The organism is Kineococcus rhizosphaerae, from assembly GCF_003002055.1.
Classification (GTDB): domain Bacteria; phylum Actinomycetota; class Actinomycetes; order Actinomycetales; family Kineococcaceae; genus Kineococcus; species Kineococcus rhizosphaerae.
The window spans coordinates 207,961-222,562 of sequence record NZ_PVZF01000007.1 but is presented as its reverse complement, the minus strand read 5'-3'; the positions used below and the strand labels follow the sequence as shown (position 1 = coordinate 222,562).

At 75.9% G+C, this 14,602-nt stretch carries 15 protein-coding genes; 7 read left to right on the top strand and 8 right to left on the bottom strand.

All coding sequences use genetic code 11. From position 1 onward, the window contains the following. The first annotated feature begins 24 nt into the window (after positions 1–24). The gene (locus CLV37_RS15085; protein WP_106211780.1) at positions 25–828 is read left to right on the top strand and encodes a helix-turn-helix domain-containing protein; all 804 of its coding nucleotides are present in this window, start codon (positions 25–27) and stop codon (positions 826–828) included. Between the two features lie 3 nt (positions 829–831). Here the strand turns inward: CLV37_RS15085 and CLV37_RS15080 are convergent, their stop codons facing one another. From CLV37_RS15080 to CLV37_RS15050, 7 genes are all read right to left on the bottom strand, one after another. Further along, positions 832–1,716: a metal ABC transporter permease gene (locus CLV37_RS15080; RefSeq protein ID WP_106211778.1), complete on the bottom strand. Its 885-nt coding sequence runs from the start codon at positions 1,714–1,716 to the stop codon at positions 832–834. After that, positions 1,713–2,528, bottom strand: a complete 816-nt coding sequence (locus CLV37_RS15075) for a metal ABC transporter ATP-binding protein (RefSeq protein ID WP_106211776.1) — start codon at positions 2,526–2,528, stop codon at positions 1,713–1,715. The genes CLV37_RS15080 and CLV37_RS15075 overlap by 4 nt, the downstream gene beginning before the upstream one ends. Further along, positions 2,525–3,448 (bottom strand): metal ABC transporter solute-binding protein, Zn/Mn family, encoded by a 924-nt coding sequence (locus CLV37_RS15070; protein WP_106211774.1) that lies wholly within the window; start codon positions 3,446–3,448, stop codon positions 2,525–2,527. The genes CLV37_RS15075 and CLV37_RS15070 overlap by 4 nt, the downstream gene beginning before the upstream one ends. An 86-nt stretch (positions 3,449–3,534) precedes the next feature. Then, a complete protein-coding gene (locus CLV37_RS15065; protein ID WP_170127288.1) occupies positions 3,535–4,356 on the bottom strand; it encodes an anti-sigma factor in 822 nt (273 codons plus the stop codon). Next, positions 4,349–4,981, bottom strand: a complete 633-nt coding sequence (locus tag CLV37_RS15060) for an RNA polymerase sigma factor (RefSeq protein WP_106211770.1) — start codon at positions 4,979–4,981, stop codon at positions 4,349–4,351. Before CLV37_RS15060 ends, CLV37_RS15065 begins: the two co-directional genes overlap by 8 nt. A 210-nt stretch (positions 4,982–5,191) precedes the next feature. Continuing rightward, the gene (locus CLV37_RS15055) at positions 5,192–5,869 is read right to left on the bottom strand and encodes a class F sortase (protein WP_106211768.1); all 678 of its coding nucleotides are present in this window, start codon (positions 5,867–5,869) and stop codon (positions 5,192–5,194) included. Beyond that, positions 5,856–6,698, bottom strand: coding sequence for a DUF4397 domain-containing protein (locus tag CLV37_RS15050; RefSeq protein WP_106211766.1), 843 nt, complete (start codon positions 6,696–6,698; stop codon positions 5,856–5,858). The genes CLV37_RS15055 and CLV37_RS15050 overlap by 14 nt, the downstream gene beginning before the upstream one ends. 211 nt (positions 6,699–6,909) lie before the next feature. Between CLV37_RS15050 and CLV37_RS15045 the strand changes: the two genes are divergently transcribed. Next, a complete protein-coding gene (locus CLV37_RS15045) occupies positions 6,910–8,529 on the top strand; it encodes a methyl-accepting chemotaxis protein (RefSeq protein ID WP_245885421.1) in 1,620 nt (539 codons plus the stop codon). 108 nt (positions 8,530–8,637) lie between these two features. On the opposite strand, the gene CLV37_RS27660 is transcribed toward CLV37_RS15045, so the two are convergent. Continuing rightward, on the bottom strand, positions 8,638–10,905 hold the full coding sequence (locus CLV37_RS27660) for a hypothetical protein (RefSeq protein WP_170127287.1): 2,268 nt from the start codon (positions 10,903–10,905) through the stop codon (positions 8,638–8,640). 60 nt (positions 10,906–10,965) lie between these two features. Between CLV37_RS27660 and CLV37_RS27655 the strand changes: the two genes are divergently transcribed. From CLV37_RS27655 to CLV37_RS15020, 5 genes are all read left to right on the top strand, one after another. Then, positions 10,966–12,213, top strand: a complete 1,248-nt coding sequence (locus tag CLV37_RS27655) for a glycosyltransferase 87 family protein (RefSeq protein ID WP_170127286.1) — start codon at positions 10,966–10,968, stop codon at positions 12,211–12,213. Positions 12,214–12,291: 78 nt separating this feature from the next. Continuing rightward, positions 12,292–12,597 carry a WhiB family transcriptional regulator gene (locus CLV37_RS15035; RefSeq protein ID WP_106211764.1) on the top strand — a complete coding sequence of 102 codons (306 nt, stop codon included), beginning with the start codon at positions 12,292–12,294 and terminating at the stop codon, positions 12,595–12,597. Between the two features lie 46 nt (positions 12,598–12,643). After that, entirely contained in the window at positions 12,644–13,582 is a 939-nt protein-coding gene (gene pheA / locus CLV37_RS15030; protein WP_106211762.1) for a prephenate dehydratase, read from the top strand. Positions 13,583–13,667: 85 nt separating this feature from the next. Then, the gene (locus CLV37_RS15025; protein ID WP_245885420.1) at positions 13,668–13,925 is read left to right on the top strand and encodes a glutaredoxin family protein; all 258 of its coding nucleotides are present in this window, start codon (positions 13,668–13,670) and stop codon (positions 13,923–13,925) included. Positions 13,926–14,102: 177 nt separating this feature from the next. Continuing rightward, positions 14,103–14,594, top strand: coding sequence for a hypothetical protein (locus CLV37_RS15020; protein WP_146149426.1), 492 nt, complete (start codon positions 14,103–14,105; stop codon positions 14,592–14,594). Positions 14,595–14,602 lie beyond the last annotated feature (8 nt).

Here is a 14,602-nt window from a genome sequence, read left to right as displayed (position 1 = left end):
GCGGAACCGTCCTACCGTGGGGGCGTGAGTGAGAACCTGCTGGGCGAGTTCCTCCGGGCCCGGCGCGAACTCGTCCGGCCCGTCGAGGCGGGTCTGCCCGACGGCCCGCGCCGTCGGGTCCCCGGGCTGCGCCGCGAGGAGGTCGCGATGCTCGCGGGCGTCAGCGCCGAGTACTACGTCCGCCTCGAACGCGGCCGGGACCGCCACCCGTCCCCACCGGTGCTCGACGCGCTGGCGCGGGTGCTGGGGCTGGACGCGGAGTCGCGCGACTACCTGGCCTCCCTCGCCGGGAACGCGTTGCCCGCGCGCGGCGCCGGGCCCGAGGTGTGCAGCCCGGCCATCGTCGCGTTCGTCGAGCGCGCCCCGGCCCCGGCCTTCGTCGTGGGCCGGTTCATGGACGTCCTGGCCGCGAACGGGGCCGCCCACCGGCTGCACGGGGGCATGCCCGCCAACGTGCTGCGGCACCTGTTCCTCGACCCCGGTTCCCGTGCCCTCTACCCGGACTGGGCCGAGCTGGCGGCCGAGGCCGTCGGGTCCACCCGGGGGGCGGCCGTGCGGTACCTCGACGATCCCCGGCTGACCCGGCTCGTGGGGGAGCTGTCGCTCAAGAGCGCCGAGTTCGCCCGGCTGTGGGCCCGGCACGGCGTCCGGTCGAAGTCCGCGGGGACCAAGCGCATCGCCGTCCCGCTCGCGGACGGGGGCCGGGAGACGGTGACCGTGGGGTGGGAGGCGCTGGAGGTCGCCAGCGCGCCGGGGCAGGTCGTCGTGACGTACCACGCCGCGGCGGGCAGCCGGTCCGAGCGCGTCCTGGCCGCGCTCTCCCGCTGAGGGTCAGGCGATCTCGGCGACGGCCGGCCGGGCGGCCTCGGGACGGTCCGCCGGCCGGCGCCACCGCGCGACGATCCGGCAGACGAGGTAGATCGTGAACGACACCGTCGTCACGTAGGGGCTGATCGGCACCGAGGACCCCAGGGCCAGCAGCATCCCGCCGACCATCGCCGTCAACGCGAAACCCACCGACAGCAGCGGCACCGTGAACGGCGAGGAACTCACCCGGGTCGCGGCGGCGGCGGGGGTCACGAGCAGCGCCAGCACGAGCAGGGCGCCGACGATCTGCACGCTCATCGCCACGGCCAGGCCGAGCACGAGCATGAACACCGGCGACAGCAGGCGCACGGGGACCCCGCGCGCGGCGGCGACGTCGGCGTCGAGGGAGGCGAACAGCAGGGGCCGCCACACCACGAGCAGGGCCACGAGCACGACCGCCGAGATCACCGCCAGGGAGACGAGCTGCGGGTTGTCGACGGCGACGATCTGGCCCGTCAGCAACCCGAACTTGTTCGCCGCCCGGCCCTGGTACAGGGCCAGGAACAGCACGCCGAGCCCCAGCCCGAACGGCATGAGGACCCCGATGGCGGAGTTGTGCTCGCGGGCCCGGTTGCCGAGGACCCCGAACAGCACGGCCGCCAGGACGGACCCCACGAGCGAGCCCGCGACGACGTTCACGCCGATCAGCAGCGCGAACGCGGCACCGGCGAAGCTGAGCTCGGCGATGCCGTGGACGGCGAACGGCAGGTCGCGCGCGACGACGAAGACTCCGACGAGCCCGCCGATGAGCCCGAGCAGCGCGCCCGCCCACAGCGAGTTGTGCACGAGGGCGAGGAGTTCGGAGTAGTCGGAGAAGTCGAAGACCTTCTCCCAGGCGATGGTGCTCACGGTGCTGCTTCCTCGTGCTGGTGCGCGTGCGGGTGGTCGCTGGGGGCGGCGCCGCCGGCGACGAGCAGCCGCCCACCGGAGCGGACGACCTCGACGGGCGAGCCGTACAGGTCGCTGAGCGTGCGGGAGTTCATGACCTCCTCGGGGGTGCCGACGCGGAACCGCCCCCCGGCGAGGTAGAGGACCCGGTCGGCGTAGGGCAGGACGGGGTTCACGTCGTGGGTCACGAAGACCACGGCCGCGCCCGTGCGCAGGCGCGACTCGTGGAACAGGGCGCTGACGGCGGCGGCGTGGTTCAGGTCCAGGGACAGCAGGGGCTCGTCGGCGAGCAGCAGGGCGGGGTCGCCGACGATGCTCTGCGCGACGCGCAGCCGCTGCTGCTCGCCGCCGGACAGCCGCCCGACGGGGGCGTCGGCGTAGCTCGTGGCGCCGACGGCGGCCAGGACCCGGTCGACCGCCGCGCGCGCCCGGCGGGAGGGCAGCAGCGGACCCCAGCGGTGCCCGTCGAGGCCGAGGCGGACGAAGTCGCGGGCCCGCAGCGGGGTGTCGGGGTCGAGCCCCTTCTGCTGGGGGACGTACCCGACGTGCCGGTTCCCGCGCCGGACCCCCCGGCCGGCGACCTCGACCGTGCCGCGCTCGAGGGGCTGCTGGCCGAGGACGACCTTGAGCAGGCTGGACTTGCCGGCCCCGTTGGCGCCGAGGACCGCGACGAACTCGCCGGGCGCGACGTCGAGGTCGAGGCCGGACCACAACCGGCGCTCGCCGTAGGCCAGGGACGCGCCCGCCAGCCGCAGGGCGGGAGCGGGGCTCATCCCTTCAGCGCCGCCGCGATCGCGTCGACGTTCTCGGTCATCCACGTCGTGTAGTCCTTGCCCTCGGGGAGCGTCTCGGTCACCGGCACCACGGCGACGGAGTTCTCCTTCGCGGCGGCCAGGACCTTCTCGGTCTGGGCGCCCGTGGTCTGCTCGTTGTACACCAGGGCGCGCACCTGGTGGCCGGTGAACAGGGCCAGGGTCTCCTGCAGGACGTCGACGGGGACGTCGGTCTCCTCCTCGATCGCCTCGGAGAACTTCTCCGGCGTCCGGTTCGTCGCGCCGAGCGCGTCGAGCAGGTAGCCGGGGACGGGTTCGGTGATGGCGACGGCCTTGCCCTCGGTCTCGGCCCTGTCGGCGGCGATCTTCGCCTCGAGGGTGTCCAGGCCGGCCTCGAAGGTCTTCAGGTTGGCCTCGAACGTCGCCGCGTCGTCGGGGGCGGCCTTCGCGAGCGCGCCCTCGATCGCCTGCGCGACGGTGCGGACGGTCTCGACGTCGTACCAGACGTGCTCGTTGAGCTCCCCGCCCGCGGCGGCGGTCTTGCCGGACAGCTCGACGGCGTTCAGGACGGTCGCCCCCGACCCGGCCGACTTCAGCATGGTGTCGACGAAGTCGTCGTAGCCGCCGCCGTTCTCGACGACGACGCTGGCCTTGGACAGCTCCAGCTGCGTGCGGGTGTTCGCCTCGTAGCTGTGCGGGTCGGCGCTGGGGTCGCTGATGATCGAGGTGACGCTCGCCCGGTCGCCGGCGACGGCCTGGGCGATGGAGCCGTAGACGTTGGTGGAGGTGACGACGCTCAGGGTGCTGCCGCCGTTCGCCGCGGGGGAGGAGGCCGCGCTGCCGCCGTCGCCGCAGGCGCCGAGCGCGAGGGAGGCCGTGAGGGCGGCGACGAGGGCGAGGGACGAACGACGCGAGAGCATGCGACGGCTTCCTGACGATGGGAACGATTCCCAACAACTGTACGCCCGTCGTGGGCGCCCGCCCGCACCCGGCCCCGCCGAACGCCTCAGACGGCGGACAGCGTGCCCCGCAGGACGCTGTCGGAGGAGTGCCCCGGGTTCCCGTCCAGCGGTTCGCGCGAGACGTCGACGACGTCGAAGCGCCCCAGGTCCACGTCCCCGGGCAGCGCGAGCGTCACGTCGTCGCCGGCCAGCGCCCCCAGCGAGACCAGGCCGCCGTCGGCGTCCAGCAGCCACACCTCCAGGTAGCCCTCGCGCGGGGACGGCACGTCGTGCAGGGCCAGGTGGAGGTGCACCGCGCCGTCCTCGTCGGTCACCTGCGCGGTGCCCCCCGCCCCGGCGTCCCCCGCGGTCAGCGGGCGCAGCGTCGTCGCGGAGACCACCGTGGGCCGCACCGCCTGCGGCGCCGGGTCCGGCGCGTCCGCCCACCGGGTCCCGGCCACCCCGGCGACCAGGCCCAGCACCGCGGCGGCCGCCAGCGGCCAGCGCCGCAGCAGCCGGGTCCCCCGCACGCCGCGCTCCCGGCGGCCGCGCCGCGCGGCCAGGTCCACGGGGGCGGGCGCGGGCCGGAGGTCGGGGGCGGGGTCCGGGGCGGGGACGGTCGTAAGGGGGGTGACCGTGGCACCGGTGAACCCCACCTCGGCCGCGATGCGCGCCCACGTGTCCTCGGACGGCTCGCCGGGGGTGACGTCGTCGGCGGCGCGCGCCGCGGCCAGCCGGGCCCAGCCGGCCACCTCCTGCCCGCAGCGGGCGCACCCCGCGAGGTGCTCCTCGGCCGCGGGGGGCAGGGGGTCGCCCAGCGCGGCCAGCAGCGCCTCGTCCTCGTCCAGGTGAGCGGTGGGCTGCCCTGCGGCGGTGCGCTCAGTCACGGGCACCGTCCTCCTCCAGGCGTGTGCGCAGCCGGCGCAGGGACCGTCGCAGGTGGCTCTTCACCGTACCGAGCGGCAGGCCCGTGGCGGCGGCGACCTGCTCGTGCGTCAGGTCGGCGAAGAACGCCAGCCGCACGACCGTGCGCTGGGGCTCGCCGAGGTCGTCGACCTCCGCGAGCAGCACGACGCGGTCCGCGACGGCGTCCTGCGGGCCGGGGTCCGGGGGGGCCGACAGCAGCACCGCACCGTCCCCGCCCGGGGGCAGCGGCTCGGTCCCGGTGAGGACCTCGTCGGCCCGGTACCGCTGGGCCAGCGCGTCGGCGACGCGGTGCCGGGTGATGCCGACCAGCCAGGCCGCGAACGACGACCGCTGCGGGTCGAACGTCTCCCGCGAGCGCCAGGCGGAGACGAAGACGGCCTGCACCACGTCCTGCGCGTCCTGCTCCCCGAGGCGGCGGCGGGCCAGTCCGTGGACGAGGGGACCGAAGCGCTGGTAGGCCTCGCGCAGCCCGCGCTCGTCGCCGGCGCGCACGGCGCGCCCGACGCTCGCGTCGTCCCAGGAGGCCGGTTCGGCCCCACCGGGCGACCGTCCGGCCCCGGCCGGGGACTGGGGCCCTGGGGTCACGGCACCACGGTAGGGCGTGGTCCCCGGACCGCCACCGGAGCGGGACGGGGAAACCCCGCGCCGGTTCGCGGGTCTGCTCGATCCTCTGCGCCGCAACGGGAGGGGGTTTCCGTCACGGGAGAACCCCACCGGGGCCGGGACGCCGGAACCCGGAACCGGAACCTCCACCGGAACCCTCACCGGAACCCCCACGAGGACCCGCCGCCGAACTCACCCGGCGGTCACGACGACGTTCTGCTCGTACCGTCCGCTCGCCCGGTCGAACGGCCCCCCGCACGTGATGACGACCAGCCGCGCCGGTCCCTGCCGGGCGAACACCTCGGCCGTCGGCAGTTCCTCCTTGGCGACCGCCACGCGCGCCGTGACGTGGAACTCCCGGACCGCGCCGTCGGCGCCGGTGACCCGCACGAGCGCGCCCGGTTCGACCGAGGCCAGGTCCAGCAGGGCCCCGGCCCCGGCCCGGCGGGTGTCGACGTGCCCGGCCAGCACGGCGTTGCCCTCCTGCCCCGGCACCGGTCCCCAGCGGTACCAGCCGACCCGGCGCGGGTCCTCGGGCAGCTCCATCGCCCCGTCGTCGCGCACGCCCACCGCGACCACCTCGGCGTCGACCCCCAGGGAGGGGACCTCCAGGCGCACCGGGGCGGGCGGCCGCGGCGCGACGGTCGGGGTGGCGAGCGTCCGCCCGATCACCGGAGCGGCGGCGACCGGACCGGCCGCAGCGGTCGGGGTCCGGGTCGGGGGCGCGGGCGCGGGGGCCGCGACCGGGAGCTGCCCGAACCCGGGGGCGGGCCGCGCGGTCCACCACCCGACGCTCAGGCAGGTCCCGGTCACGGCCAGGGCCGCGGCGAGCAGGTTCCAGCGGTGCGCGGTGCGCTCAGGCCGCCGCACGCGAACGCCGGGCCATCAGCGTGCTGGCCCCGGCCCCGACGAGGGCCAGCCCCCCGGCGGCGGCGACCCACGGCGCCCAGCCGGCCCCGGCGCCCCCGCCGTCGCCGGCGGGCACGCCCGTCGGGGACTGCCCGCCCCCGCGCACGACCTGGGTGGCCAGGGCGAGGTTCGCGTCCTCGGCCGAACCCCAGGCGTAGACGATCGTCTCGGCCCCCTCGGCCAGGTCCACGTCCGCCGGCCCGATCGCCACCTGGGCGGTCCCGGCCAGCACCACGTCGGCGCTCACCGTCCCGGCCGGGACGGTCGTGCTCGCCTCGTTCGGGTTCGTCAGCCCGCTCAGCACGGGCGTGCCGCCGGCGCGCACGTCGACGGCGGGGGCGGCGGCCACGTGGCGCACCGTCAGCTCGGCCTGCCCGGCGGCCAGGTCGTCGGGGCTGTTGACGAACGGGGTCAGCGTCGGGGTGCCGTTGGCGTCCAGGTGCGCCACCACGGTCACGTTCGCCCCCGCGGGGACCTCGACGTCGTTCGCCGAGATCGCCGGCTGCGTGGTGGCCGGGTCCGACCCGGCGGGGTAGACGGCCAGGTCGTAGCTGCCGGCGGGCAGCTGCTGCGGGTCGGTGAGCGTGCCGGGGGTGAAACCGGGCAGCAGGGGTGAGCCGTTGGCCCACACGTCGACCGTCAGGCCGGGGACGGCGTGCAGGACCGAGACGGTGGCCCGGCCCTGCGTGGCGGCGCCCGCGGGGGCGGCCGTGGCGACCAGGGCGAGCGGGACCGCCAGCGCGAGCGCGGGAGCGGCGACGAGGGCGGCGGTGCTGCGGGTGGTGCGCATCGTTCTCTCCTCCGGGTCCGCGGGCCGCCTCGCGCGGCCCGTCACCCCCCTCTTCCGGCCGGTGGCCGTCCCCGGATGCACCGGGCGCGACGTTTCTCCGGACGTTCTCCCGCCACCGGGTCAAGACCGGTCCCCGGGGTGCCGATGCGCAGAGCTGGGGACCCGCCGAAACCCGCGCCGGCCGCCCACCGACCGTTCGACGAGGAGAGCCATGTCCGCCGGCGCCACGCAGACCCCCCGCCCCCGTCGGCCCCTGGCCGACCGCTCCGTCACCACCAAGATCACCGCTGCTGTGGTCGCCGCCTCCGCCGTCGCGGTCGGCGTCGGGGTCGTCGGGGTCGTCGGCATGCAGCGCGCCAACGCCGAGGTCCGGCAGATCAGCGCCCACCACGTCGCGGGCATGCAGGACATCGCCACGGCCCGCGGTGCGATCGCCGCGCAGTACCGCGCCGAGTTCCTGGCCCTCATCCCCAACCCCGACGTCCCCGCGTCCGTGCAGCAGGCCCACGCCGCCGACGCCGACCTGGCCGCCGCCCTCGACAGCTACGCCCGGCGGGCCCCCGGCGCCGAGGCGCTCGCCGCCACCGAGGCGCTGCGCAGCTCCTACACCGACTACGCCGCGCTGCGCGACGTCCTGGTCCTGCACCAGGCCCCGCCCGCCGGGTTCGAGATGCCCGCGAACGACCAGATCGGCGCCCGCTTCGGCGCCGCCGAGGACGGCTTCAACAAGGCCGTTGCCACCCTGCAGGAGGTCGAGACCAGCCAGGCCGCGGCCCGGCAGGCCCACGCCGAGGCCGTCGTCGCCCGCGCCCGCACGATCGTCGTCACCGTCCTCGTCGGTGGTCTCCTGCTGGCCGGGGGCATCGCCGTCGCCGTCCTGCGGCTGATCCGCCGCCAGCTGAGCACCGTCTCCGCCGCCCTCGACGCCGTCGCCGCCGGTGACCTGACGGTCGCGGCCGAGGTCCACGCCACCGACGAGCTGGGCGCCATGGCCGAGGCCACCAACCGCGCCCGCGCCGGCATCAGCTCCCTCGTGGGCCGCATGTCGGCCTCCGCCGCGGGCCTGGCCGCCTCCTCCCAGCAGCTCACCGCGGTCGCCGGGGAGCTGTCCGCCGGGGCGCAGGACTCCGCCGCTCAGGCCCAGGTCGTCTCCGCGGCCACCGAGGAGATCAGCGCCAACATCGGCACCGTGGCCGCGGCCGGGGACCAGATGACCTCGGCGATCCGCGAGATCGCCGCCGCCACCGCCGAGGCGTCCTCGACGGCGAGCACGGCTGTCATGTCCGCCGACGAGGCCAGCGCGACGATCCAGCGGCTGGGGACCTCCTCGCGCGAGATCGGCGACGTGGTCAAGCTCATCACCTCCATCGCCGAGCAGACCAACCTGCTCGCGCTGAACGCCACCATCGAGGCCGCCCGCGCCGGCGAGATGGGCAAGGGGTTCGCCGTCGTGGCCGGGGAGGTCAAGGAACTGGCCCAGCAGACCGCGCGGGCCACCGAGGAGATCGTCGGGCGGGTCGGGGCGACCCAGACCGACGCCGAGGCCGCCACCGTCGCCATCGGTCAGATCGCCGAGGTCATCGCCCGCATCGACGGCCTGCAGGCCACCATCGCCGCCGCCGTGGAGGAGCAGTCCGCCACGACCAGCGAGATGGTCCGCAACGTCACCGAGGTGTCCACCGGGTCGCAGGAGATCGCCGCGAACATCTCCGGCATCGCCGCCTCGGCGGGCCGCACGACCGGCAGCGCCGACGCCACCGCGGCCACCGCGGCCGAGGTGTCCCAGGCCGCCGCCGACCTCAACGCGCTGGTCGCGAGCTTCCGGATCTGAGCACCGGGCCGGGCGTGCGCGCCCGGCCCGGTGATCCCGGACGTGCAGGATCGCTGGACGTCCACCCTCCCTGCACGGCCCGGGCGCACCGGGTGCGTGGCGTCGCCCTCAGACCCGCGCCGGCGACTCCTCCACGGCCGGCAGTTCCTCCGGGACGCGGGTGATGCAGGCGATGAGCAGCGGCACCGCGAGCATCGCCCCGACCGCCGGGATCGCCGCGCCGGAGTCGTTGACCGCGAACCCGATGACCAGCAGCACGAGCAGGCACGCCAGCCCCGGCTTCAGGACGGGGAACGCGGCGTAGGCGCGTTCGAGGACCGAGACCCCCAGCACCTTCGGGCGGGCCAGGACGAACGCGATGAACACGGCCGCCACGGCCAGGACCAGCGACAGCAGCCAGTTGCCGTAGAGGATCCGCAGGTTCTGCGCCCCCTTGCGCTCGACGATCTGCCACGCCCCGCCGTCGATCAGGGTCTGGACGAACCGTCCCAGGTGCGTCTGGTCGTCGGTGGGGCGCAGCCAGTCCGCGAACGAGATCGCGGCCAGCACGAGCACCGTCGCGCCCAGGAGGACGACGACGCGCCGCCACGTGATCCGCACCCCCGCCACGACGAGGGCCAGGAACCCGAAGGCCGGCAGGATCGCCGGCGGGCCGCCGAAGTCCGAGCCCAGCACGCCGTCGACGTACGTGGCCAGCAGCCCGGCGGCCGCGACGAACACCACGGCCGGCGTGCGGCGGCCCGTGCGGACCAGCCAGTCCGCGACGGCGATCGTGAACAGCAGCGACCCCGTCGCGAACAGCGCGAACTGCTGGTTGCCCAGCCCGTAGAACCGGCCCGCCACCACGGGCTGCAACCCGTTGAGGCTGGAGGTGATGAGCCGCGAGCCCGTCGCGCAGTCGACCGCCAGCACGGCCGCCGTCACGAACCCGACGAACCCCAGCGGCCCGAGCGGGTGCCGGCGCCACGGGCCCAGCAGCGCCAGCGCCGTGATGACGGCGACGTACAGCCCCACCGCCCCGGTGACGGCCAGCAGGTGCGAGCCCGTCGAGTCCCCGGCCCGCCACCACGGGATCGTGTTCGCCAGGAACGTCGAGGCGCACACCGCGCCGAAGACGACCGCGAGCGCCCGCAACCACGCCAGGACCCGGCGGCGCCCGGTCTGCCCGCCCCACGCCTTGCGCAGCGCGATCGTCGCGACCGCGTACAGGACGATCTGCGAGGCCCCCCACACCGTGAAGAACGGCCCGACGAGCGGCTGGACGGCCTGCGCGGCGGCGTCGAGGTCGCGGACCTTCTCCTCGCGCGCCGCGGCGCTCGTGCCCGCGTCCGTCGAGGTCACCGGCGCCCCCACCAGGCCCGCCGTCCCGTGGTCGCTGCCCAGGGCCAGCGCCAGGACCGTCGGGGTCAGGTCGGTGGTCTGCACGATCGCCGTCTGGCGCGTCGAGCGGGACCCGAGGAACCCGTCGTAGGTGCCCGACCCCGGCTGCGGGCCCGTCGCCGCCCCGAACTGCAGGTGGGCGGTCTTGCCCGCGTCGGCCAGCGAGACGGCGAGCAGGGTCGTGGCGTCGGCTCCGGTGGAGGCGGCGATCGCCCGCTGGACGGCGGCGAGGTCCGCGTCGACGGCGACGACCTGCTCGGCGCGCGAGGCGGCCGGGGCGTTCTCCTGCGACGGCAGGTCCGCGGGGTCGCGCACGACGCCGGCGTCGACGACGACGACCTGCGTGCCGGACTCCAGCGCGTCCTGGACGTAGCCGCCGACCGCGTCGGGGGTGTTCGCCGGGACGTAGCGCGGGACGGTCCCCGCCGTGTCCGCCAGGGCGATCGCCGCGCCCTGGTTGACGGCCAGCGTGCGGGTGCCGGCGGCGGCCAGGGCCGCCCCGAGGGTGCCCGGGACGGCGCTGAAGGTGTCGCCGTCCGCGATGCGCCGGTACTCCTGCATCTGCACCGACGTCGGGCCGCCGGTGGCGTCGGCCGTCACGACGGGCGTCGGGACGGGCGCGCACGCGGCGCTCGCGTGCTGCGCGGACGTGCCGTCGAAGTCGGTGGCGCGCCGGCCGGCGGACAGGGCCAGCCAGCCGTCGGCGGGGCAGGCCGCGGTGAAGACGCTGCGGACCGCGACGGTCCCGACGGCTCCCGACGTCATCGAGGCGAGCGCCGGGGTGGCCTCGGCGGAGACGTCGCTCCAGCGGACCCCGCTGAACCCGACGACGACGAGGGGGGCGCGCCGGTCCGGAGCCGCCCCCGCGGGCGCCGCGCCCACCGTGACGAACACCCCCACGAGGGCGCAGAGCACACCCAGGGCCCCGAGGAAGCGCTTGCTCAGGGCGGAAGGTGTGCTTCGCGCGGGGGACGGGGGCACGGTCGGGTGGGGCACCGTCACAGGCTAGGGGCGCGGGTGGTCGGGACCCGTGTGCCGCTGGGGGAGGATCGGGGGGTGCTGAGCCAGGGGACCACCCGGACCGGTGCGTGGCGGTGGCTGGGGGTCCTGGTGCTCCTGGTCGCGGTCGCGCCCATCGTCCACCGCTACCTCGTCGCCTACCCCGACGACCAGTGGCAGGTGGACCTGGAGGTGTACCGGGAGGCGGGGCGCTCGCTGCTGCTGGGCCGGCCGGTGTACCAGTTCGAGACCGAGGTCCCGCAGCTGCTGCCCTTCACGTACCCGACGTTCTCGGCGGTCCTGTCGATCCCGCTGGCGCTGCTGCCGTGGACGGTGGCGGGCTGGGTGTGGACGGCGTTCCAGCTCCTCCTGCTGTGGGTGATCGTGGGCCTGGCGTTCGCTCCGCTGCTGGCCCGCGCGGGCCGGTTCGCGGGGCTCGCCCAGGGGCTGGTCGCGGCGGCGTGCGTGTGGATCTCGCCGGTGGGGGAGAACATCCGGTTCGGCCAGGTCAACGTGATCCTGGTGACGCTGTGCCTGCTGGACCTGCTGAAGGGCGCGGACGGTCTGCGGGTGGGGCGGTTCACGCTGCGCTGGCCGCGGGGTGCGCTCGTCGGGATCGCGGTGGCGATCAAGCTGACGCCGGGCGTGTTCCTGGTGCACTTCGCGATCACGCGGCAGTGGCGGGAGCTGCGCAACGCGGTGCTGGCGGCGGTGGGGGTCACGGTGGCGACGTTCCTCGTCGCGCCGGAGGGGTCGCTGGAGTTCTGGACGTCGGCGCTGCTGAACTCCGACCGGCTGGGGCCCAACGCGGGGTCGTCGAACCAGTCGTTGCGGGGCTTCGTGCTGCGGTTGTACCTGTCGGACGGGGCGACGACGGCCGTGTGGGGCGTCCTGGCGCTGGTCGCGGCCGTGGCGGGGTACGCGCTGGCGCGCCGGATGCACCGGCAGGGCTCGCTGGTGGGGGAGGTCGCGGCGTGCGGGATGGTCGCGGTGCTGGTCTCGCCGGTGTCGTGGCTGCACCACTACCTGTGGGGTGTCGTCGTGCTGGGCGCGGTGGTCGGGGACGCCCGGGTGCGGGCCCGCGCGGTGGCGGGGATCGTGGGGTTGCTGCTGCTGTGGATCGCGTGGCCGTGGTGGGGCGCGAACCTCCTGGCGTCACGCAGCGTGCCGACGGTGCTGGCCCGGGTGGTGCAGAACGGCGACCTCTGGTGGGCGTGCGCGTCGGTGGTGGTGATGTGGCGCCTGGTGGTGCGACACGCCGATCGGGAATCACGGGTAGTGACGGATCGGTCGCGTAGCGTTTAGGTTTTCTCCCCTGAGGGCAAGAGCGGTCCATGTGACCGCACGTGGCCGCACGTGCACCACGACCGAGGGGGCAATTCAATGAGTGAGACGAGCAGAGGCCTTCGCCCCACGGTCGACGCCTGGGAGTGGCAGCTCACAGGCGCCTGCCGGGAAGCAGACCCCGAGCTGTTCTTCCACCCCGAGCTCGAACGGGGCGCAGCCCGCCAGCACCGCGACGCGGCGGCGCTGGCGATCTGCGCCGAGTGTCCCGTGCTGCGCCAGTGCCGCCAGCACGTCCTGACGCACCGGGAGAACTACGGGGTCTGGGGCGGGCTGACCGAGGACCAGCGCGACGCCATCTGGAGCGGGCGCACCGACAAGCGCAAGCTGCGCAGAGCCGGGTGAGCACGGCCGGCTGAGCGGGGCGGCCGGACGGCTACTGTGTCCGACCGTGCTGCGCTACGCGTTCTTCGGCCCGGTCGGGACCTTCTCGGAAGCCGCGCTGCGGACCGTCGTCGGCGACGCGCCCGCCGTGCCCGTGACCAGCGTCGACGCCACGATCGAAGCCGTCCGGACCGGGGCGGCCGACGTCGGGTGCGTGCCGATCGAGAACTCCGTCGAGGGCGGCGTCCCCGCCACCCTCGACGGGCTCGCGGTCGGTGACCCGCTCGTCGTCGTCGCCGAGGTCGTCATCCCCGTCAGCTTCGTCCTGGCCGCCCGGCCGGGCGTGGGGCTGGCCGACATCACCCGCGTCAGCACCCACTCGCACGCGTACGCGCAGGTCCGGCGCTGGCTGCACACCAACCTGCCCGGGGCCGCGTACGTCCCGGCGACCTCCACGGCCGCCTCGGCCCAGGCCCTCGCCGACGAGCTCGCCGGCGGGGAGCCGGCCGGGTTCGAGGGCGCCATCTGCGCGCCCTTCGCCGCCCGCACCCACGGCCTCGACGTCCTCGCCGAGGCGATCGAGGACCGCGCCGGCGCGCAGACCCGCTTCGTCCTGCTCTCGCGGCCCGGCGTGGTCCCCGAGCCCACCGGCGACGACAAGACGTCGCTCGTCGTGTTCCTGCGCGAGGAACGCCCCGGTGCGCTCGTCGAGGCGCTCGAGCAGTTCGTCACGCGCGGCATCAACCTGACCCGCATCGAGTCCCGCCCCGCCGGCGACGCCCTCGGCCGGTACTGCTTCTCCATCGACTGCGACGGGCACGTCAGCGACGCCCGCGTCGGGGAGGCCCTCATGGGCCTGCACCGCGTCTGCGAGAAGGTGCGGTTCGTCGGCAGCTACCCCCGCGCCGACGGCGGCCGCACCGTCACCGGCACCGGGCCGACCGAGGACGACTTCGTGGCCGCCCAGGGCTGGCTCGACGGGCTGCGCGCCGGCTCGGCCTCCTGAGACCGCGCCCGCGCGCCCCGGGCGGAGGAGACTGTCCTGCGGCGGCGGGAACGCCCGCCGCCGGACCCCGACCCGAGGAGAGCCCGTGGAACCCGTCGACGACGGCAGCGCCGAGCTGGTGGTGTACGGCGCGGGCTGGTGCCCGGACGTGCGGCGCAGCCGGGCGCTGCTGGAGGCCGAGGGCGTGCCGCACCGCTACGTCGACGTCGAGGCCGACGAGGCCGCCACCGAGCTGGTGCGCCGGCTGCAGGGCGGCGCGCGGCGCATCCCCACCATCGTGTGGCCCGACGGCTCCCACCTGGTCGAACCCAGCGACGAGGAGCTGCGCGCCCGGCTGGGGTAGGACCGTCCTGCGGCCCGGACGGCTGGGTCGCGCGGGGTCGCGACACCGATCACGGGGCGCTGCGACCGCGGGTTGCCGGGACGGAGCGCGGACTGCACCCTGGAGCGGAGTCGAGCCCCCGGCTCTCACCGCGCGGCCGTGTCGAGGACCCGGCTGCCGCTCCTGGTCAGGACCGCCGTGCCTCCCACCGTCCACCTCACCGTGGTGACCGTCGCCGCCTGGACCGAGTGGCAGCGCTACCCGCAGACCCTGCGGCACCGCGTGCGGGCACGGCTCACCGAGCAGGCCGACCGGCGAGGTCTGCACCTGGACGGCGCGCCGAGCCTGCGGGTCGAGGGGGTCGGTGACCAGGTGAGGGTCCGCATCACCGCCACCGCGACCGCCGCTCCTGCGGCCGTGGTCGTGGTGGACGGCGGGGCGACGGTGGTCGGCCTCGGAGACCCCGCCACGCACCTCGCTGCCTGCTTGGAACGGGCCGAGCTGGCCGGACAGCGTGCCGGGCGGCTGAACGCCCGGCTGTGGGTGACGTCCGTCCGCGGCGCAGGTCTGCGCCAGCGCACGCAGCTCTCGCGCCTGCAGTCGACGGCGACCCGGCTGGGCGTGCCGGAGCTGGTCTCCGCTCAGGTCCCTCCCGGTCCACCCCCGGGGACCCGGGGGTGGGGGCGGTGAGCACCGGG

Coding starts and splice junctions, on each gene's coding strand:
- CLV37_RS15070 (WP_106211774.1), bottom strand. CDS start 3,448: ATGCTCTCGCGTCGTTCGTCCCTCGCCCTCGTCGCCGCCCTCACGGCC.
- CLV37_RS15045 (WP_245885421.1), top strand. CDS start 6,910: ATGTCCGCCGGCGCCACGCAGACCCCCCGCCCCCGTCGGCCCCTGGCC.
- CLV37_RS15050 (WP_106211766.1), bottom strand. CDS start 6,698: ATGCGCACCACCCGCAGCACCGCCGCCCTCGTCGCCGCTCCCGCGCTC.
- CLV37_RS15075 (WP_106211776.1), bottom strand. CDS start 2,528: ATGAGCCCCGCTCCCGCCCTGCGGCTGGCGGGCGCGTCCCTGGCCTAC.
- CLV37_RS15035 (WP_106211764.1), top strand. CDS start 12,292: ATGAGTGAGACGAGCAGAGGCCTTCGCCCCACGGTCGACGCCTGGGAG.